Annotated in this window: 7 protein-coding genes and 1 pseudogene; 3 read left to right on the top strand and 5 right to left on the bottom strand. The window is 72.5% G+C overall.

What is annotated here, in order from left to right; genetic code table 11:
• Positions 1 to 988: 988 nt before the first annotated feature.
• The gene (locus EJG53_RS36300) at positions 989 to 1,312 is read right to left on the bottom strand and encodes a hypothetical protein (protein WP_125048458.1); all 324 of its coding nucleotides are present in this window, start codon (positions 1,310 to 1,312) and stop codon (positions 989 to 991) included.
• A gap of 265 nt (positions 1,313 to 1,577) precedes the next feature.
• Between EJG53_RS36300 and EJG53_RS36295 the strand changes: the two genes are divergently transcribed.
• Complete coding sequence (locus EJG53_RS36295; RefSeq protein WP_125048457.1) at positions 1,578 to 2,324, top strand: thioesterase II family protein; 747 nt, start codon at positions 1,578 to 1,580, stop codon at positions 2,322 to 2,324.
• A gap of 263 nt (positions 2,325 to 2,587) precedes the next feature.
• Here EJG53_RS36295 and EJG53_RS36290 read toward each other — a convergent pair whose 3' ends face one another.
• Entirely contained in the window at positions 2,588 to 3,043 is a 456-nt protein-coding gene (locus EJG53_RS36290) for a hypothetical protein (protein WP_125048456.1), read from the bottom strand.
• 318 nt (positions 3,044 to 3,361) lie between these two features.
• On the opposite strand from EJG53_RS36290, the gene EJG53_RS36285 reads away from it, so the two are divergent.
• Positions 3,362 to 4,687: a sensor histidine kinase gene (locus EJG53_RS36285; RefSeq protein ID WP_218041939.1), complete on the top strand. Its 1,326-nt coding sequence runs from the start codon at positions 3,362 to 3,364 to the stop codon at positions 4,685 to 4,687.
• The gene (locus EJG53_RS36280) at positions 4,672 to 5,334 is read left to right on the top strand and encodes a response regulator transcription factor (RefSeq protein ID WP_031011168.1); all 663 of its coding nucleotides are present in this window, start codon (positions 4,672 to 4,674) and stop codon (positions 5,332 to 5,334) included. The genes EJG53_RS36285 and EJG53_RS36280 overlap by 16 nt, the downstream gene beginning before the upstream one ends.
• Positions 5,335 to 5,394: 60 nt before the next feature.
• Here EJG53_RS36280 and EJG53_RS36275 read toward each other — a convergent pair whose 3' ends face one another.
• The 3 genes and pseudogenes from EJG53_RS36275 to EJG53_RS43020 form a co-directional block, all read right to left on the bottom strand.
• Positions 5,395 to 8,571 (bottom strand): non-ribosomal peptide synthetase, encoded by a 3,177-nt coding sequence (locus tag EJG53_RS36275; RefSeq protein ID WP_125048455.1) that lies wholly within the window; start codon positions 8,569 to 8,571, stop codon positions 5,395 to 5,397.
• On the bottom strand, positions 8,568 to 18,602 hold the full coding sequence (locus EJG53_RS36270; protein ID WP_371858766.1) for an SDR family NAD(P)-dependent oxidoreductase: 10,035 nt from the start codon (positions 18,600 to 18,602) through the stop codon (positions 8,568 to 8,570). The genes EJG53_RS36275 and EJG53_RS36270 overlap by 4 nt, the downstream gene beginning before the upstream one ends.
• Positions 18,533 to 20,485 (bottom strand): annotated as a pseudogene (locus tag EJG53_RS43020) (type I polyketide synthase); the annotation flags it as partial. The pseudogene EJG53_RS43020 and the gene EJG53_RS36270, both read right to left, overlap by 70 nt.
• Between the last annotated feature and the right edge of the window lie 32 nt (positions 20,486 to 20,517).

Here is a 20,517-nt window from a genome sequence, read left to right as displayed (position 1 = left end):
CGGCTCGCCACCTCCCCGGCCGGCGACTCCGGCCGCTGTTCCGACTGTCTGTGCGAGACTCACCACTGCTCCCCTGACAACTACGTATCATCATCATGTGCAGCCAAACGCCAACAGTGGTCGTGTGTACGGGACTTGAGGCGTACCAAGGTCAGTTGCGGTATGCCCCGAGAGCCGTCCGGACCTCCCCCGAGTTCACGGTTGCTCACGCTGCTTTTTCAGGTCACCTGACACGGGGTTGAACGTTTCGCATGCCATCGAGGAAGCAGAACCGTCATCAACTCGACAACCCTTTCGCCGATTACCACCAGGTACTTGACGACAATGCGCGGTACGCGCGGGCAACGCCGTCGAAATGGCTCGTGACTCCACGATGAACACCGCACGACAGTCATCGCCGCCGTGTGGCGATAACGCCTGCACGTCCAACCGGATGCCGCGATCCTATCCCCTTCCTCCCGCGTAGTGGAGGTCCGGCACAAGCGCGCGGAGCCCGGCGTGACGCGAAGAGCCCTGCCGTCCGCCCTGTTCCGGCCCGGAAGACGGCACCGGCCGCCACTCGGTTCCATGTACGGGGAATCCATCGCGTCACCGCACCACCGGCCGGGCGGACGGACTTTGTGTCCGCGGCCGACGCCGGGGTAACCGGCGCACGGGGCCTAACGCGAATGACCGTACCCGGTGTTCAACTGATCCCACCGTTCAACCGGAACTCGCCGAAACGGACCACGTACGAAGGACGCTCAACCGTGCGGCGGGCATCGGTTGAACAGTCGGCCGAGGTGCGGCGAGCGGCGGGCGCGACCCCGGCGGGCATACGAAAACGCAACGAGGCCGGAACCAGGGCGACACGAGAACTTCGGCCTGGATTCCAGCGCTTCGCTGCGTTCGGGGCAGCCGCCCGGGCGGCTGCGGGCATCCGGGGGCGGAGCTGCGGCCCGTGGGCCGCGCCCGCCCTCATGGGCGCCCTGATCTCTTGAGGAGACCTTTACTTGCCGGCGGTCTCCGCGACCACCTCGCCGACCAGCACGTCCCCGTCCTCGGCGGCGGGGGGCTGCGGAACGGCCGGCACGGTGAGGCCGGGCACGGTGAGGTCAGGGACCTTCTTCACCGTCTCCAGGGCCGTTTCGATCGCCTCGGCCAGCGAGGGCGTAACCGTGTCGTCGAAGTCGACCTTCGTCACGGTGACATCGGCGTCGGTGGGAAGCGTGTCGGTCGCGAAAGTCGCGCCGGAGAAACCCGCTTCCTTCAGAAGTTCCCCCTCCTCGTCCGTGATCTCGCGACTCAGGACCAGGGTGAATTTGTGCCCCATGTACGTCACCTCTCAATGTCGCCACATAATGCGGAACAGTAACCGGGGTCATCGGGACGACACAACAGGCGGCCACGTTCCCTCCTTTATACAAATACCATCGCGGTGCGGCCGCCTTCGCCGTTCAACCGTGCTTTTCCCACAGTTGACCGGGTACCTTCGGTGCCGGGTGCGTGACAGCGATCGGACGCCTTGCAGGTGTTCCGGCAAGTGGTTACGTTTTCCACCCACTTGACGATTCGACATGACTACCTTCAGGAGCGGCATGACCCAGCCTTCGCCCGGAGACGAAGTGTGGTGCAGGCGTTTTCACCCTGCCGACAAGCCGACCGCCCGGCTGGTGTGCCTTCCGCACGCGGGCGGGTCCGCGCCCTTCTTCCTGCCGGTGGCGGCGGAGCTGAGCCCGGACGTCGACGTCGTCGCGATCCAGTACCCCGGCCGGCAGGACCGCCGCGCGGAGGCGCCCGTCGACGACCTGACGGTGCTCGTCGACCGTATCCACCAGGTACTCCGGCGCCAGCCCGACCTCCCGCTCACCCTCTTCGGCCACAGCATGGGCGCCGTCATCGGCTTCGAACTGGCCCGGCGTCTGGAGGCCGACGGCCGGCCTCCGGTGCGGCTGTTCGCCTCCGGGCGGCGCGCGCCCGGCACACACCGGGACGAGACCACCTTCACCAGCGATGCGGCGATCATGGCGGAGGTCCGCCGGCTCAGCGGCACCGCCGCCGCCCTGCTGGACGACGAGGAGATGATGCGGGCCGCGCTGCCCGCGCTGCGCGCCGACTACCGGGCGATCGAGGCGTACCGGTGCGGGCCGGACGCCGTCGTGGACACTCCGATCACCGTGCTGACCGGGGACAACGACCCCAAGACCACGCTGGACGAGGCGAAGGCGTGGGACCGGCACACCCGGGGCGGGTGCGATCTGCGGGTGTTCGCCGGCGGCCACTTCTTCATCAGTGAGCGCAGTGCGGAGGTCATGCAGGTCCTGAAGGAGCACTTCCGGAAGTAAGAAGTAAGAAGTAAGGCGTACACAACGTCGGCTGGCCGGTGCCCCGTGCCCCCGGTGCCGCAGTACGAAGGCCCCGCACCTCCCGTCGAAGCGGGTGGTTGCGGGGCCTTCGTGGTGCGGCGGTCCGCCGCCGTAAGGAAGGGGGCAGGGCCGGATGCACGGGGGACGCATCCGGCCCTGCCTGGTGTGCGGACGCAGTGCCGTCCGCATGCCCGTCCGCTCCTTGTCCCGGGCGGGCCGGGTCCGTCGCGGAGGGCCGGTCGTCAGGCCTTCTTCTTCTTGGCCAGCTTGGGGAAGACGTTGCGCACCTCGGCCTTGCGGGTGAGGACCGCGGCGCCGACCAGGGCCAGGGCGGAGACGCCCTGCATCGCGGCGTACCAGGGCGGGCACAGCCCGGGGATCAGGTCGACGACGATGATGGCGATCGGCAGGATCACGGTCACCGTGGCCAGCCGGTCGTACTGGCGCGCGTCCCCCTGTGCCGAGCGGGTGGCCATCCGGTGGAAGAGCGGCCAGACGAGCAGCAGGATGGATCCCCGGATCCACATGAAGGAGCTGGCCTCGTTCCCGGTGATGGCCATGGCGGCCACCGTGCCGAGCACGATGACGCTGATCACGCCGTACAGCCCGATGAACTTGTGCACCGTCTTGAAGGTGTCCTGGACGCGGGGGTCCTCGTAGGTCTCCGGGGCCGTCGTGGTCGCGGTGGTGTCCGCCATGTCGTTCTCCTCCGTCTCAAGGTGTTCCCCACGCTAGGGAGTTGCCGGAAGAGGCGGTATGGGCCTGAGCGTACGGGTGGGTGGGGCCAGCCCCACCGTCGGGAGGGGCCCAGCCGTACGGCGCTCCGGGACGGGAAGGGCGGCGGCGGTGACGGAGGGGGGTGGTGGCACGGCTGCCGGGTGCGGTGGGGCTAGGCCCACCGGTGGCGGGGCGTAGCGGGATTCCGGCCGCGGTGCGCTCTGCGTACCGTCGGCGGTATCGGTCAGGGGTCCGCTCCTGGCTGAGATTATGATCGCCGTGGTGAAGGGAACGAGACGATGAGGATACCTCCGCGAGGCGGCCCGCTGCGCTGGTGTGCCGAGGTCGGCCTCGGGCTGTACCGGTCCGTGGTGCTGGTCGGGCTCACCTGCGTGGTGCCGCTCGTCGCGGTGCCCGTCGGGATCGGCGGCGCCCGGCTGGCCGGCTCCTGGACCGCCGGTCTGGACGCGCCGCTCGCCGTGCGGATGCTGGCCACCCTCGGGGAGGGACTGGCGGTGGCCTTCTGGATCGCCGCGGCCCTCTTCATCGTCTACCCGCTGACCAGCCGTGCCCTGGCCAGGGCCGCCCGCCGGTGCGCCGCGGAGTGGCTGGAGGTACGGCACGAGGTGCACTACCGCTCGGTGCCGCCGGTGACCCGTATGGCCACCGGGGCCTGGTGGGACGGCGAGGAGTACCACAAGACGGAGCGGGAGGCCCGTCGGCGGGCCGCGGTGCACGCCCGCTTCCATGACCCGCAACTGCACTGGGACGGGCTGTGGGCGGTGGTCGCCTCGGTGACCGTGCTGCCGGTCTCCGCCCTGCCGCTGCTCGCCCTCGGCCTCGGCATCTACCTGGCGGTGACCCCGGCCCTCCTCGGCTACGGCATCGCCCTGATCGTTGCGGGCCTGCTCGCCGCCCCCTTCGCCTGGCGCATCCTGCGGCCGGTGGCGACCCGGCTGTTGGGGCCGGTCCCCCGCACCCGGCTGAGTCGGCGGGTCGAGGAACTGGAGGCCATCCGGGCCGACCTGACGCAGGCGCAGGCCGCGGAGCTGGAGCGGATCGAGCGCGGTCTGCACGACGGGGCGCAGGCCCGGATGGTCGCGATGGGTATGTCGATGGGCGCCGCCGAGCAACTGGTGGACTCCAACCCGGATGCCGCCAAGGCGGTGCTGGCCGAGGCCCGGGCCACCTCCGCCACCGCCCTGGCCGAACTGCGCACCCTGGTCCGCGGGATCAACCCCCCGGTGCTCGCCGAACGCGGTCTGGTGGACGCCGTCCAGGCGCTCGCGCTGGATGCCGCCGTCGTCGTGGACGTGCTCACCCGGGTGCCGTCCCGGCCGGAGCGCCCGGTGGAGTCGGCGGTCTACTTCGCCGTCGCGGAACTGCTGGCGAACGTGGCCAAGCACGCCGAGGCGGAGCGCGTCACGGTGGAACTCAGTTATGCCACGCGGACGCTGACCGCGACCGTGGAGGACGACGGGGTCGGCGGGGCCGATCCCGCCGCCGGCTCCGGGCTGAGCGGCATCGAACGCCGTGTGCACGCGTTCGGCGGCCGTCTGGAGATCGACAGTCCGGCCGGAGGGCCGACCCGTATCACTGTGGCGGTGCCGTGCGAATTGTCGTAGCCGAGGATCTCTTCCTGCTCAGGAACGGGATGGTGCAGCTCGTCGAGGCGTTCGGGCACACCGTGGTCGCCGCCGTCGAGTCCGGGCCCGCCACCTTGGAGGCGCTGCTCGAACACCGGCCGGACGTCGCGATCGTGGACGTCCGGCTGCCGCCGACCTTCTCCGACGAGGGGCTGCAGGCCGCCCTCGCCGCCCGCCGCGCCGTACCCGGGCTGCCGGTGCTGATCCTCTCCCAGCACGTCGAGCAGTTGTACGCGCGGGAGTTGCTGGCCGACGGGCACGGCGGCATCGGCTACCAGCTCAAGGACCGGGTGCTGGACGCGGAGCAGTTCTTGGACGCCCTGACCCGGGTGGCGGGCGGCGGTACCGCGCTGGACCCCACGGTCGTCTCCAAGCTGCTGGCCCGGCCCACCCGGGCCGATCCGCTCGCCGCCCTCACCGAGCGCGAGCGTTCGGTGCTGGAGCTGATGGCCGAGGGGCTGTCCAACGCGGCCATCGCCGGGCGGCTGTTCCTGAGCGAGGGCGCCATCAGCAAGTACACCACCACGATCTTCGCCAAGCTGGGTGTGGTCACCGACGACGACACCAACCGCAGGGTCCGTGCCGTCCTGGCCTACCTGGAGGCGACCGGCCGCAGCGAGCAGTGACCTCGGCGGTGGGCCCGGGTGGGTGGTGCGGCGCCGGCCGCACCACCCACCCGGGCCCTGTCATGACTGCGGCGCCCCCTCGGCTGCCGTGTCCGTCGCGCGGATGCGGGCGGCGAGCTGCCGCGGGGTGGACTGTTCGAAGATCTCGGAGAGGCCCAGCGAGCGGCCGCTGAGGTTCTGGAACTCCTGCATCGCCACGGCGGCCAGCATGGAGTGCCCGCCGGCGGCGAAGAAGTCGGTGTCCGCGTCGGCGTCCTCGCGCCGCAGGACGGTGCGCCACACCTGCACCAGTTGATCCGTGAGGGCGTCCGCTCCGGCCGCCGTTCCCGGTCGGCCGGCGGCGTCCGGAGCGCCGGTGCCGGTGGGGTCCGGTGCCGTGCGGCGGGCGGTGACGATCCGCTCCAGTTCCCGGAGGTCCACCTTGCCGTTGGCGTTGACCGGCAGCGGGTCGACGGTGACGAGGTCGCCGGGGAGCATCGAGCGGGACAGCCGGGCGCGGGCGTGCTCGTGGACGTCGGCGGTGTCCAGTACGTCGCCGGACGGCTCCAGGCAGCCGATGAGCACACCGTCGCCGCTCGGGTCACCCACCATGATCACCGCGGCGGCGGCGACCTGCGGGTGGGCCGTCAGCGTCGCCTCGATCTCGCCCAACTCGATGCGGTTGCCGCGGAGTTTGACCTGCCGGTCGATCCGGCCGAACAGGTCGATCAGGCCGTCCGCCCGCCAGCAGGCCACATCGCCGGTGCGGTAGAAACGGCCGTGCTCGGGGTGGACGCCGAAGCGCTCCGCGTCCAGCTCCGGACGGCCGTGGTAGCCCAGCGCGACGCCGGTTCCGGAGATGCACAGCTCCCCCCGGACACCCACCGGCAGGTCGCGGCCCTGCGCGTCGCTCACGTGGACCCGGGTGTTGCGGATCGGACGGCCCACGTCCAGCCGGGCGCCGGGGTCCTGATCGATCACACGGGAGGTGGACCAGATGGTCGTCTCGGTGGGGCCGTAGGCGTGGTGCAGCTCGCACCCGGCCGCCAGCAGCCGCCGGGCCAGCGGGAGCGGCACCGGCTCCCCGCCGATCAGGACGCTGCGGCCGCGCAGGCAGTCCGCCGCCCGGTCGGCGACCAGCCGCCAGGTCGTCGGGGTCGCCTGGACGAAGCGTACGTCGTGCCGCTCCAGCAGTTCGCGCAGTACCCGGCCGTCGCTCCTGGCCCGGTCCGGGGCCGCCACCAGCCGGCCGCCGGAGACCAGTGGTACGAACAGTTCCACCCCGGACATGTCGAAGGCGAAGGTTGTCGTCCAGAGCATGGTGTCGCCGGGTGCCGCGGCAAGTTGGGCGGCGAAGTGCGCGGCCAGGTTGGCCAGGGCTGCGTGGCCGATCAGCGTCCCCTTCGGGCGCCCGGTCGATCCGGAGGTGTACATCAGGTAGGCGCAGGCGGCGGGGTCCCCGACCGGGGCGTCGGTGGCAGGCACCTGCGGGGCGTGGTCCGCCGGCGGCGCGTGCAGCACCGCCGGGCCGTCGGGGCCGGCCAGGGCGGCGGTGTGCTCGTCGGCCACCAGAACCGTGGCGGCGGAGTCGGAGAGCTGGTAACGGATCCGCTCGCGCGGGTGGGCCGCGTCCACCGGTACGTACGCCGCGCCCGCCAGCCAGGTGCCCAGGACTGCCGCGACCAGTTCGGCGCCGCGCGGCAGGGCGATCGCCACCACGTCCCCCGGCCGTACTCCGGTGTCCTTCAGGCGGGTGGCCATGGCGTGTGCGGCGTTCCACAACTGCTCGTAGTCGACGGTACGTTCACCGTCCACCACGACCACGGCGTCGGGCGCGCGCCGGACCTGCAGGCGGACGGCGTCCAGGACGGTGGCCGGCTCGACGGGGCCCGCGGTGTCGTTGGCCGCGCCGATGATTTCGTGGTCCCGACCGCTCCACCAGGACACGTCGCCGACGGCCCGGTCCGGGTCGGCGGTGAACGCGCGCAGCACCGTCTCGTAGCGGGCCAGCAGGAGTTCGGCCAGCGCGGGGTCGAACAGCTCGGTGCGGTAGCGCAGGCGCAGCGCGGTGGTGCCGTGCGCGTCCTGCGGGGCCGTTGCCGTCAGGTGCAGGTCGAAGCGGGTGGTGCCGCTGGGGACGGGGAAGGTCCGGGCGGCCAGGCCGCCGAAGGTGAAGGTGGCCGGGCAGGTGACCGTACGGTGTTCGAAGGTGTGCCGGAAGGGCAGCGGGGGCCGACCGGGGGTATCCGGGGGCAGCAGGTCAGACAGCTCCGCCTCGGCCGCCGCGGCGTGGGCGGTGGCGGCGGCCAGCCGATCGGCGCTGCGGAGCACCAGGTCGCGGACGCTCTCCTTGTGCTCGGTCCGCAGCCGCAGCGGCACCTCGCCGGTGTGCCGGCCGAGCGCGCGGGCAGCGGGTACGGGGCGGAGGTCGACGGGGAGGCCGACCAGCAGGTCGGGCCCGGCGCCGTGGGTCTCCAGCAGCACGCAGTAGGCGGCCAGCAGGATCGCGGACGGCGGGACGCCGAGGTCGTCGGCGAGCCGGCGGAGGTCGGCCTCGACGGACGCGGGGAGGATGCGGTCGAGCTGTGCGGCGGCCAGGGTCGGCCGGTCCGGGTCAGGGGCGGTGCAGGACAGCTCCTGGGTGCCGGTGCGTGCGCCGGCCAGCTCGGTCCGCCAGAAGGCCAGGCTCGGTGCCTCGGCGGCCGGGCCGGTCTCCGCCGTACCCACCGTTCCGGTGTTCTCCTCGTAGGCGGCGGTCAGGTGGTCGCGCAGCAGCGGGCCGGAGACCTCGTCCAGGACGAGCCGGTGCGCGGTGACGCAGACGACCTCGGTGTCCGGGGAGCGGAACAGCGCCGCCCGTACGGGTGGGGTGCCGTCCAGCGGGAAGGGGGCGGCGGTCACCGGTGCGAGGTCGGCCGGCGTGGGTTCGCCGGGCAGCTCCGTCTCCCCCACCGGCAGCGGGCACTCGCCCGCCGCCAGCACCTGTTTGACCAGCCGGGCGCCTGCGTCGCGGAAGCCGGTGCGCAGCGCCTGGTGACGTTCCGCCACGGCGGCCAGCGCCGCGCGGAGCCGTTCTGCGTCGACGCGCCCGGCGACGGCGAAGGCCACCGAGACGTTATTCACCGAAGTGTCCGGCGCCAGTGACTCCAGCCGCCACAGCGCCTCCTCGGCCGGGGAGACGGCGGTCTCCGCCGTGCCGGGGGCGGGTGCCCCGCCGTCCGCCGCCCCGGGCGTGTGATCCTGCGCAAAATCGTTCACGCCGCTCCTCCGTCGGTGCCCGGCACGATCCCCAGCTCCTTGTCGATGAGGTCGAACATCTCGTCGTCCGTCGCCTCGGTGATGTCCGTGTCGGAGGAGCCCTGGTCCGTCTCGGCGCCGCGGAACTCCTCCATGATGGTCTCGAAACGGCTCATGATCTCCGCCTTGCGGCCGCCCCGCCGGGCGATCCCGGTGAGCAGCGACCTGAGCCGGTCCAGCTCGCCGAGCACCGGCCCGTAGTCGATCTCCTGCTCGGCGATCCGCTCCCGGAGGTACTCCGCCAGCTCCTGCGGCGTGGGGTAGTCGAAGACGACCGCGGCCGGCAGCCGCAGGCCGAGCACGCCGCTGACGCGGTTACGGAACTCGACCGCGGTCAGCGAGTCGAAGCCGAGCTGGCGGAAGTACCGGGCGGGCTCGACGGACTGCGGTCCCGGCCGTCCGAGCACCAGCGCCGCCTGGGTACGCACCAGGTTCAGGACGGCGTGGTGGAACTGCTCGGGCGGCAGCGCCGCCAGCTCGGCGGCCAGCTTCCGGCCGGCGTCCGGCCCCGGTCCTCCCGCGGTGCGCCGGCCGGGCCGGACCAGGCCGGTGACCAGGGCCGGTACGGCGCTCCCGGCGCGGCGCAGCGCGGGCAGGTCCAGCCGGGTCGTGACCAGCAGCGCGTCCGGCCTGCCGAGAGCGGCGTCGAACAGCGCGAGACCGTCGGCCGCGGACAGCGGCCGCAGGCCCTGGCGGGACATCCGCTGCCGTCCGGCGTCGGTGAGCTGTCCGGCCATGCCGTCCTCCCACGGTCCCCACGCCAGCGACACCGCGGGCAGGCCGTGGTGGCGCCGGTGGGCGGCCAGCGCATCCAGGAAGGCATTGCCGGCCGCGTAGTTGGCCTGGCCCGGAGTGCCCAGCACACCGGCCACGGAGGAGAACAGGACGAAGGTGTCCAGGTCGAGATGGCGGGTCAGGTCGTGCAGGTGCCAGGCGGCGTCCACCTTGGGCCGCATCACCTGCTCGACACGCTCCGGGGTGAGCGAGGCGAGCACGCCGTCGTCCAGTACGCCCGCGGTGTGCACCACCCCGGTCAGCGGCGCCGCGGCCGGCACCCCGGCCAGCGCGGCGGAGAGCTGTCGGCGGTCCGCAACATCGCAGGCCAGGACCTGCACCGGGTGTCCGGAGGCGGCCAGTTCGGCAGCCAGGCGCGGCATTCCGGGGGCGCCCGCGCCCCGCCGTGAGGTCAGCAGCAGCCGCTCGGCCCGGCCGGTACGGGCCAGGTGCCGTGCCGTCAGGCCGCCGAGCGCCCCCGAGGCGCCGGTCACCAGCACCGTGCCGGGCCTGTCGACCGGTGCGGGCGGCAGCGTCAGCACCGTCTTGGCCACCGTGGACGCCTCCCGGGCGGGCGTCCGGAAGACCTGCGCGGCCTGCCGTACGTCCCGGCAGGCCACCGGCAGGGGCTGTAGCACCCCCTTCTCGAACAGTCCGGCCAGCTCTGCCAGGTGGGCTTCGAGCTCTTCGGGGTGCTGGTGGTCCGTCCCGGCGGCGGCTGCGGACAGCGAACGGCCGCCGGGGTGGAGCAGGCGTAGTGCTGCGTCTGCCGTTGCTGTGTCTGTCGTTGCTGTGTCTGGGGCCGTCGTCGCTGTGTCCGGGTTCGCGGACGCTGGGAGGAAGGTGAGCACGACGTCCATCCCGTGTCCGTCGGTCGCGGTACGGAAAGCCTCCTCGAAGTGTGCCGTCGTGGACGGCGCCAGGTGCTGTCCGTCCAGGCCGAGCCGGTGCAGCACCGGCGAGGCGGACGGCGGCGCCGTGGCGAACACCTCGGCGCCCAGGTGGCGTGCCAACTGGACGGCGGCCAGGCCCTCGGGGCCGGCGGCGGGGTGGATCAGCACCCGCTCCCCGGGGCGCGGTGCGGCCTGCGCCAGCAGGCGGTACGCGGTCAGGAACGCCACCGGCGCGGCGGCGGCCTGCGCGGCCGACCAGCCGTCCGGCACCGGCACCAGCAGCCGTGCGTCGGCGATGGCGGTAGCCGCGAAGGCGCCCGGGAACAGGCCGGTCACCCGTTCTCCGACGGCCGGCCGGGTGACTCCGGGCCCGGTCTCCAGCACCACCCCGGCGCCCTCCTGCCCGAGCGACCGCTCGGGGGACGCCTCCAGCACGTGCCGTACGTCCTGCCGGTTCACCGCAGCCGCATGCACCGCCAACCGCACCTCACCTGCGGCCAGGGGCCGCTGCCCCACCTCGCAGTCCACCGGCCGCACCGGGGCGGCGGCGTCGGGGCCGCAGGCCGCCAGGCGCCAGTTCCGGCCGCCCGGCACCGGAAGTTCCTCCCCGGCCGCCCGGGCCAGTCGCGGCACCAGCAGCCGGCCGTCGCGCACCGCGAACTGCGGTTCGCCCAGGGCCGCTCCGGCCACCACCAAGGGGCCGGAACCGGCCGGCCGCGCCACGTCAGCCAGCACGATCCGCTCCGGATGCTCGGCAGCCGCCGTCCGCACCAGTCCGGCGACGCCGGCGCCCGCCAGCCGCAGGTCCGTGCCGGCATCCGCGTCCAGCCCGCGCTCGACCACCACGACCAACTGTGATCCGTCCAGCACGCCTGCCGTCAGCAACGCACGGAGGGTCTCCAGGACGTGGACGGTGGCGGTGCGTGCCGTTGCGGGGAGTGTCGCGGAGGTCGGGGCTGTGGCGAGGGCTGGGGCCGTGGTGGGGTCCGGGTCGCTGTCGGATACGCAGCACAACGCCACCGTGTCCGGCACCGGAGCGCCGTCCCGCACCGCGGCGAGCAGCTCGGTGACATCCCGGTACGCTGCCGCGCCGGGCACCTCCAGTCCGCCGTCGTCGCCGAGGACCGCCCACCGGCGGCCCGGCTCACCGGCCTCCGGCACCTCGTCCACCGGGGACCACCGCACCAGGAAGAGCCCGTCCCGGCCCGCCCCGTCGGCCTGTTCCAGCGCGCCGGGGTCCAGTGGCGCCGGGACCACCGCGTCCGCCGAGGCGACCGGACGGCCGACCGGGTCGGCCAGCGTCACCGCCACGCCCTCACCGGACGGGGACGGCACCACCCGTACCCGCGCCGCCGTGGCGCCGGACGCGTACAGCCGCACTCCGCTCCAGGCGAAGGGCAGGAACGGCCCCTCGGCATCCGTCCGGTGATGCTGCTCCGCCTGTTCCAGGCAGGTGAGGTGAAGGGCGGCGTCGAGCAGGGCCGGGTGCACGCCGAACCCGTCCACCGCCACGTCCTGCGGCAGGGCGATCTCAGCGAACAGCTCCTCGCCCCGGCGCCAGGCCGCCTGCACACCTTGGAAGGCCGGACCGTGGCCGAGGCCGGTGGCCGCCAGCCCCTCGTAGAGCCCGGGCACGTCGGCCGGTACGGCGCCGGGCGGCGGCCAGTGCACGCTCCACGCCGCATCCGCGGCGGCCTCGTCGTCCGCTGCGGCCGGGGCGAGCGTGCCGCTGGCGTGCCGCACCCACTCCCCCTCCGGCCGCCGCGCGAACACGGCGACCTCCCGGCGTCCCTCGGCATCGGCCGTGCCGACGGTCACCTGTACCCGGACGCCGCCGCGCTGCGGGAGCACCAGCGGGGCCTCGACAAGCAACTCTTCGATGCGGCCGCTGCCGGCCTCGTCGGCCGCGCGCACCACCATGTCCACCAGCGCCGAGGCGGCGACGACCGGCCGCCCGGCCACCAGCAACTGGCCCAGCCAGGGCTGCGCGGACCGGGTCAACTGTCCGGTCAGCACCACCTCACCGGAGGCCGGCAGCTCGACGGTCGCACCCAACAGGGGGTGCCCCGGTCGTTCCAGGCCGAGGTCCTCGGCGCGGCTCGCGGAGGCCGCGCTCAGCCAGTACCGCTGCCGCTGGAAGGCGTACGTGGGCAGGTCCACGCGCTGGGCGCCGGTGCCGGTGTACAGCGCGTCCCAGGCAACGGGGATTCCGCGGACGAACGCCTTGGCCAGCGCGGTCAGCAGGGCGCGTGGTTCGTCGCGGCCACGGCGCAGCACCGGCAGCCACGCCTCGGAGCCGGTCGTGTCCTGACCCTCGCTGTCGGTGCGGGTCTGCGGGCCCATGCCGGACAGTACGCCGTCCGGGCCGAGTTCGATGAAGGTGCCCACGCCGAGCCCGCGCATCGCTTCTGTGGCGTCTGCGAAGCGGACCGCTTCGCGGACGTGCCGGACCCAGTACGAGGGGTCGGTGACCTCCTCCGTGACGGGACGACCGGTCAGGGCCGAGACCATCGTCACCTGCGGTTTCCGGTACGTGACGTGGGCGATCGTCTCGGCGAACCGGCCCAGCATCGGTTCCATCAGCGGTGAGTGGAAGGCGTGCGAGACCTGAAGGCGACGCGTGCGCGCTCCTGCCTGCGCCAATTCCTCCGCTGCTGCGAGCACGTCGATTTCGGTGCCGGACAGCACGACCGCGCGCGGTCCGTTCACCGCAGCGATACCGACCCCCGGGCGGCCCGCGATGACTTCGCGGACCCGTTCCTCGGCGACCTCCACCGCCACCATCGCCCCGCCCTGCGGCAGCTCCTGCATCAGACGGCCACGGGCCGCCACCACCGCACAGGCATCCTCCAGCGACCACACCCCCGCCACATGCGCCGCAGCCAGCTCACCGATCGAGTGGCCCGCCACCACCTGCGGTGCTACGCCCCACGACGTCAGCAGGCGGAACAGCGCCACCTCCACCGCGAACAGCGCGGGCTGCGCCCACACCGTCTCATCGATACGGCCCCCGCCCGGCCACGACGGATCGCCCTCACCCCGCACCACCGCAGCCAGCGACCCCTCAAGGTGCGCGTCCAGCCCCGCACACACCTCATCGAACGCCCCCGCGAACACCGGGAACGCCTCGTAAAGCTGACGGCCCATCCCGACCCGCTGAGCGCCCTGACCGGTGAAGACAAAACCCACCTTGCCCGCGCCACCCGCGACACCGCTCACCACACCCGGCAGGTCACGGCCCTCAGCAAGCGCCCCCAGCCCAGCAACCAACTCCTCCCGGCCCGAACCCAGCACCACCGCCCGATGCTCCAGCACCGCACGCGACGACACCAACGACCAGCCCACATCCACCGGCCGCACGCCCGCGCCCTGTCCGACGAACGCGGCCAGCCGCCCAGCCTGCCCGGCCAAACCCGCCTCCGAACGACCGGAGACCACCCACGGCAGCAAGGGCAGCTCCGTACCGGCAACCCCGCCCGTAGCCTCGGGAGCCGCGCCCGGAAGAGACGCGCCCTCCACACTCGGGGCCTGCTCGATGATCACGTGAGCATTGGTCCCGGAGAACCCGAACGAAGACACACCAGCCCGGCGCGGACGCTCACCCGTCTCCGGCCACGGCACCGCCTCAGTGGCCAGCCGCACCGCCCCCGCATCCCAGTCCACCTGCGAAGACGGCCGCTCCGCATGCAGAGTTCCAGGGATCTGGCCGTGTTCCAGTGCCAGCACCATCTTGATGATCCCGGCGACACCGGCGGCCGCCTGGGCGTGCCCGATGTTGGACTTCACCGACCCCAGCCACAGCGGCCGGTCCGCCGGACGGTTCCGGCCGTAGGTGGCCAGCAGGGCCTGTGCCTCGATGGGGTCGCCCAACCGTGTCCCGGTGCCGTGGCCTTCGACCACGTCCACCCCATCGGGCGCGATGCCCGCGTTGGCCAACGCCGCCCGGATGACCCGCTGTTGAGACGGGCCGTTCGGTGCGGTGAGACCGTTGGAAGCGCCGTCCTGGTTGATCGCGCTGCCCCGTACCACCGCCAGTACCTTGTGGCCGTTGCGCCGGGCGTCGGAGAGACGTTCCACGACCAGTACGCCGACGCCCTCACTCCAGGCGGTGCCGTCCGCGTCCTCCGCGTACGCCTTGCAGCGGCCGTCCGCGGCCAGCCCGCGCTGTCGGGAGAAGTCGATGAAGGTGACCGGGGTGGCCATCACGTTGACGCCACTGACCAGGGCGAGTGTGCTCTCCCCAGAGCGCAGGGACTGGGCGGCCAGGTGGAGTGCCACCAGCGAGGAGGAGCAGGCGGTATCCACCGTCACCGCCGGGCCCTCCAGGCCCAGCGCGTAAGCCACCCGTCCGGAGGCCACCGACCCGGTGGCGCCGAGGCCGACGTATCCCTCGGCCTCTTCCGGCAGCGCGGTGGCCGAGAGGTAGTCGTGGTGGAACATGCCGGTGAACACGCCGGACGCGCTGGTCCGCAGCTCGGTCGGGTCGATGCCGGCGTTCTCCAGCGCCTCCCAGGAAGTCTCCAGCAACAACCGCTGCTGCGGATCCATCGCCAGCGCCTCGCGCGGGCTGGTGCCGAAGAACTCCGCGTCGAACTCGGCGGCGTCGTAGAGGAAACCGCCCTCGCCGACCAGGCTCTTGCCCACCGCGTCCGGGTCGGAGTCCACCACGTCGGCGGGCCAGCCACGGTTGTCCGGGAAGGGGCCGATCCCGTCCCCGCCCGAGGCCAGCATCTGCCAGAACTCGGCGGGGTTCGTGGCCCCGCCGGGGAAGCGGCACGCCATTCCGACGATTGCCACCGGGTCGTCGTCCGCGTGTCTGTCGTCGGCCGCTGCCGGGGGTGCCGCGTCCGCCGGTACCGCGCCGGAGCCGATCAGCTCGTCCAGGGCGAATTCTGCCAGGGCGACCGGGGTCGGGTAGTCGAAGACCGCCGTGGCCGGCAGCCGCAGGCCGGTCGCCGTGCTGAGCCGGTTGCGCAGTTCGACGGCGGTCAGCGAATCGAAGCCGACGTCCCGGAACGGACGGTTCCCGTCGAGGGCGCCGGGCCCCGCCATGCCCAGCACCAGGGCGGCCTGGCCGATGACGAGGTCCTGCAGCACCTCCCGGCTCTCCGCGGGGCTCAGCCCGGCCAGGCGGGCTGCCAGCGCGTTCCGGTCCTCGGCGGCCGGCTGTCCGGCCGTCCGGCGAGCGGGCTGCGCGTTCCCGCGCGTCGCGGGGACGAGCGCGGACAGCAACGGCGGCACCTCTGAGGAGCGGCGCAGCGCACCGAGGTGCACCTCTGCTGCCACCAGCAGTGGTCGGGCGCGGTCAGCGGCTGCGTCCAGCGCGGCGAGGCCGCGGACGTCGGAGAGCGGGCGCAGTCCCTGGCGGGCCATTCGCAGCAGGTCGGACTCGGCCAGTTCGCCGGCCATGCCGTTTTCCCAGGGGCCCCAAGCCAGCGATACGGCGGGCAAGCCGTGATGGCGCCGGTGGGCGGCCAACGCGTCCAGGAAGGTGTTGCCCGCCGCGTAGTTGGCCTGACCGGCATTACCGATCACCCCCGCGATGGACGAGAACAGCACAAAGGTGTCCAGCTCCAGCCCCAGGTCACGGGTCAGCTCGTGCAGATTCCAGGCCGCGTCCACCTTCGGCCGCAGCACCGACTCCAGCCGCTCCGCAGTCAGCGAGCCGACCACTCCGTCATCCAGCACACCGGCCGCGTGCACCACCCCCGTCAGGGGCACGCCCTCAAGGACACCGGAAAGCTGATCCCGGTCGGCCGCATCACAGGCAGCCACCGTGACCTTGACACCCATCTCCTGAAGATCAACCACGAGACCAGGCATCCCAGGAGCGTCGCCGCCGCGACGGGAGAGCAGCACCAGATGCTCCGCCCGACCCGACCTCGCCAGATGCCGGGCCACCAACCCGCCCAACACCCCCGAAGCACCAGTCACCAACACCGTACCCGGACGGACCCCGGCACTGGTCTCCGTTGTGGCGCGGGTCAGCCTGGGCACCCGGATCTGTCCGGCCCGGACCGCCCACTGCGGCTCACCCAGCTCCACCCCGGACCGCAGCCAGCCAGCCAGATCCACACCGGGTACCGACACCTCGTCCACGTCCGCCAGCAGCAGCCGCCCCGGATTCTCCGACTGCGCCACCCGCACCAGACCCCACACCGAAGCCGCCGCAACCTCCACCGGCACCCCCGCGCCGGCATCGACCGCACGCTCGGTCAACACCAACAACCGCGCACCGGACAACGCATCGGCAGCCAACCACCGCTGCACCAAACCCAGAACGTCCACGGCGGTACGACGGGCCACATCCGCAGTGCCACCGGGCCCGGCCGTCGGCAACACCGGCGCCACCACCGTCTGCGGAACCTCAGCCCCCGCCTCCACCACCGCCACCAACCCCGCAACATCCGGGAAAACCACAGCCCCAGACAGTTCCGGCACGACCGCCGAATCCCCGAGCACAACCCACCGACCCAACGACTCCGGGGCCGAGTCCGCGTGGGATGTGCCGGGCGTGGCGGGCACCCATTCCACCTCGAACAGGGTGTCGTCCGCCGCCTGACCGCCCGCTGCGAGGTCCTGTGGCGACAGGGTACGCAGGTCCAACCTGTCGACGGAGGCGATCAGTTGGCCGGACCCGTCGGACAGCATGACCGTCAGCCCCTCGCCCGAGGCGGCGGGGGCCACCCGGACCCGTGCCGCCACGGCGTCGGAGGCGTGCACCATGACGTTGTTCCAGGCGAACGGCAGCGCCAGGTCGTCGCCTTCGGTGTTCGCGGCCGCCACATGCAGTGCCGCGTCCAGCAGGGCGGGGTGGAGCCCGAACCCGTTGGCCGTTACGTCCTGCGGCAGGGCGATCTCGGCGAACAGTTCCTCGCCCCGGCGCCAGGCCGCCCGTACGCCCTGGAAGGCCGGTCCGTAGCTCAGTCCGCGAGCCGCCAGCTCCGGGTAGAACAGGTCCGGGTCGAGGGTTTGCGCACCGGACGGCGGCCACTGCCGGAAGCCGTCGGCACTGCCCTCGGCCACCGCCTCGGCCGGGGAAAGCGCACCGGTTGCGTGCCGGGTCCACTCCCCCTCCGGCGGGACGTCCTCGTCCTGCGCATAGACACTGACCACGCGGCGCCCGGACCCGTCCGGCTCCTCCACCATGACCTGCACCCGCACCCCACCCCGTGCAGGCAGCACCAGTGGGGCCTCAATCAGCAACTCCTCGACCCGCGAGCACCCCACCTCATCACCCGCACGGACCACCATCTCCACCAACGCCGCGCCAGGCACCACCACCTGGCCCGCCACCACATGATCCGCCAGCCAGGACTGCCCCGACAGCGAAAGCCGCCCCGTCAACACCACACCACCACTGGCCGGCAACCCCACCGCCGCCCCCAACAGCGGATGACCCGACGGCGCCAGCCCCAGGCCCTCGGCCCGACTGTCAACGGCCACCTTCAACCAGTAGCGGTGACGCTGGAAGGCGTACGTGGGCAGGTCCACGCGCTGGGCGCCGGTACCGGTGTACAGCGCGTCCCAGGCAACCGGGACCCCACGGACGAACACCTTCGCCAACGCGGTCAGCACGGCCCGCGATTCGTCACGGCCACGACGCAGCAACGGCAGCCACGCCTCGGAGCCGGTCGTGTCCTGACCCTCGCTGTCAGTGCGGGTCTGCGGGCCCATGCCGGACAGCACGCCGTCCGGACCGAGTTCGATGAAGGTCCCCACCCGGAGCCCGCGCATCGCCTCCGCCGCGTCCGCGAAGCGGACCGCCTCGCGGACGTGCCGGACCCAGTAGGAGGGGTCGGTGACCTCTTCCGAAACGGGGCCGCCGGTCAAAGCAGAAACCATCGTCACCGTGGGGACGTGGTACGTGACCTGGGTGATCGCCTCGGCGAATCGGTCCAGCATCGGCTCCATCAGCGGTGAGTGGAAGGCGTGCGAGACCTGAAGGCGACGCGTGCGCGCTCCTGCCTGTGCCAACTCCTCCGCCACCGCCAGCACATCGTCCTCGACGCCGGACAGCACGACCGCGCGCGGTCCGTTCACCGCAGCGATACCGACCCCCGGGCGGCCCGCGATGACTTCGCGGACCCGTTCCTCGGCAGCCTCCACCGCCACCATCGCCCCACCAGACGGCAACTCCTGCATCAGACGGCCACGGGCCGCCACCACAGCGCAGGCATCGTCCAGAGACCACACTCCCGCCACGTGTGCGGCCGCCAATTCGCCGATCGAGTGGCCCGCCACGACCTGCGGTGCTACGCCCCACGACGCCAACAGACGAAACAGCGCCACCTCCACCGCGAACAACGCGGGCTGCGCCCACACCGTCTCATCGATACGCCCCCACCCGGCCACGACGAATCGCCCTCACCCCGCACCACCGCAGCCAGCGAACCCTCAAGGTGCGCGTCCAGCCCCGCACAGACCTCATCGAAAGCCGCCGCGAACACCGGGAACGCCTCGTAAAGCTGACGGCCCATCCCGACCCGCTGCGCGCCCTGCCCGGTGAAGACAAAACCCACCTTGCCCGCGCCACCCGCGACACCGCTCACCACACCGGGCAGGTCACGGCCCTCAGCAACGGCGCCCAGCCCAGCAACCAGTTCCTCCCGGCCTGAGCCCAGCACCACGGCCCGATGCTCCAGCACCGCACGCGACGACACGAGCGACCAGCCCACATCCACCGGCCGCACGTCCGGCTCCGACGCCCCGACGAACTCCGCCAGCCGCCCCGCCTGCCCGGCCAGCCCCGCCTCCGAACGGCCGGAAACCACCCACGGCAACAGAGACAGCTCCGTACCGGCAACTCCGTCCGCGGCCTCAGGCGCCGCCCCAGGGGCCGGGGACTCCTCATCAGCGGCCGGGGCCTGCTCGATGATCACGTGAGCGTTGGTCCCGGAGAACCCGAACGAGGAGACGCCGGCCCGGCGCGGGCGCTCGCCCGTCTCCGGCCACGGCACCGCCTCAGTGGCCAGCCGCACCGCCCCCGCGTCCCAGTCCACCTGCGAAGACGGCCGCTCCGCATACAACGTCGCCGGAACTATCCCCCGCTCCATCGCGGCCACCATCTTCACGATGCTCGCCACGCCCGCAGCCGCCTGCGCGTGCCCGATGTTGGACTTCACCGACCCCAGCCACAACGGCCGGTCTTCAGGACGATCCTGCCCGTACGTGGCCAGCAGCGCCTGCGCCTCGATCGGATCACCCAGCCGCGTCCCCGTCCCGTGCCCCTCCACCACATCCACATCAACCGGCTTCAGCCCGGCATCCGCCAACGCCGCCCGGATCACCCGCTGCTGCGCCGGTCCACTCGGCGCCGTCAGACCGTTGGACGCACCGTCCTGGTTGATCGCACTGCCCCGCACCACCGCCAGCACCTTGTGACCGTTGCGCCGGGCATCGGACAGGCGTTCCACGACCAGCACGCCGACGCCCTCACCCCAGGCAGTACCGTCCGCGCCCTCCGCATAGGACTTGCAGCGGCCGTTCAGGGCCACGGCCCGCTGACGGGAGAAGTCGACGAACGTGTTAGGGGTGGCCATCACCTTCACCCCGCCTGCGAGTGCCAGGGTGCTTTCACCGGACCGCAGCGACTGGGCTGCCAGGTGCAGCGCCACCAGCGAGGACGAGCAGGCCGTATCCACCGTCACCGCCGGGCCCTCCAGGCCCAGCACGTACGCCACCCGCCCGGAGGCGACCGACGCCGTGGCCCCGACCCCCACGTACCCTTCGATCTCTTCCGGCATGGGATGGGTCGGCAGATAGTCGTGGTAGAAGAGCCCGGTGAATACGCCGGTCGGGCTGCCGCGCAGTGCCGTGGCATCGATACCGGCGTTCTCCAACGCCTCCCAGGAAGTCTCCAGCAACAGCCGCTGCTGCGGATCCATCGCCAGCGCTTCACGCGGGTTGATCCCGAAGAACTCCGCGTCGAACTCAGCGGCGTCGTAGAGGAAACCGCCCTCGCCGGAAACGCTCTTGCCCACCGCGTCCGGATCGGGATCCACCACGTCCTCCGGCCAGCCACGGTCCGACGGGAAAGGACCGATCCCGTCACCCCGCGACTCCACCAGCTCCCACAGCCCCTCCGCCGAGGACACCCCACCAGGGAACCGGCAGGCCATACCAACGATGGCTATCGGCTCCGGCCGACGGTCCTCGATCTCCCGCAGACGCTCCCGGGTCTGAGCGAGGTCGGTGGTGACCCGCTTGAGATAGTCGCGAAGCTTCTCTTCGTTCGCCA

The organism is Streptomyces chrestomyceticus JCM 4735 (assembly GCF_003865135.1).
Classification (GTDB): Bacteria; Actinomycetota; Actinomycetes; order Streptomycetales; family Streptomycetaceae; genus Streptomyces; species Streptomyces chrestomyceticus.
This window is presented reverse-complemented; position numbering and strand designations above follow the sequence as displayed.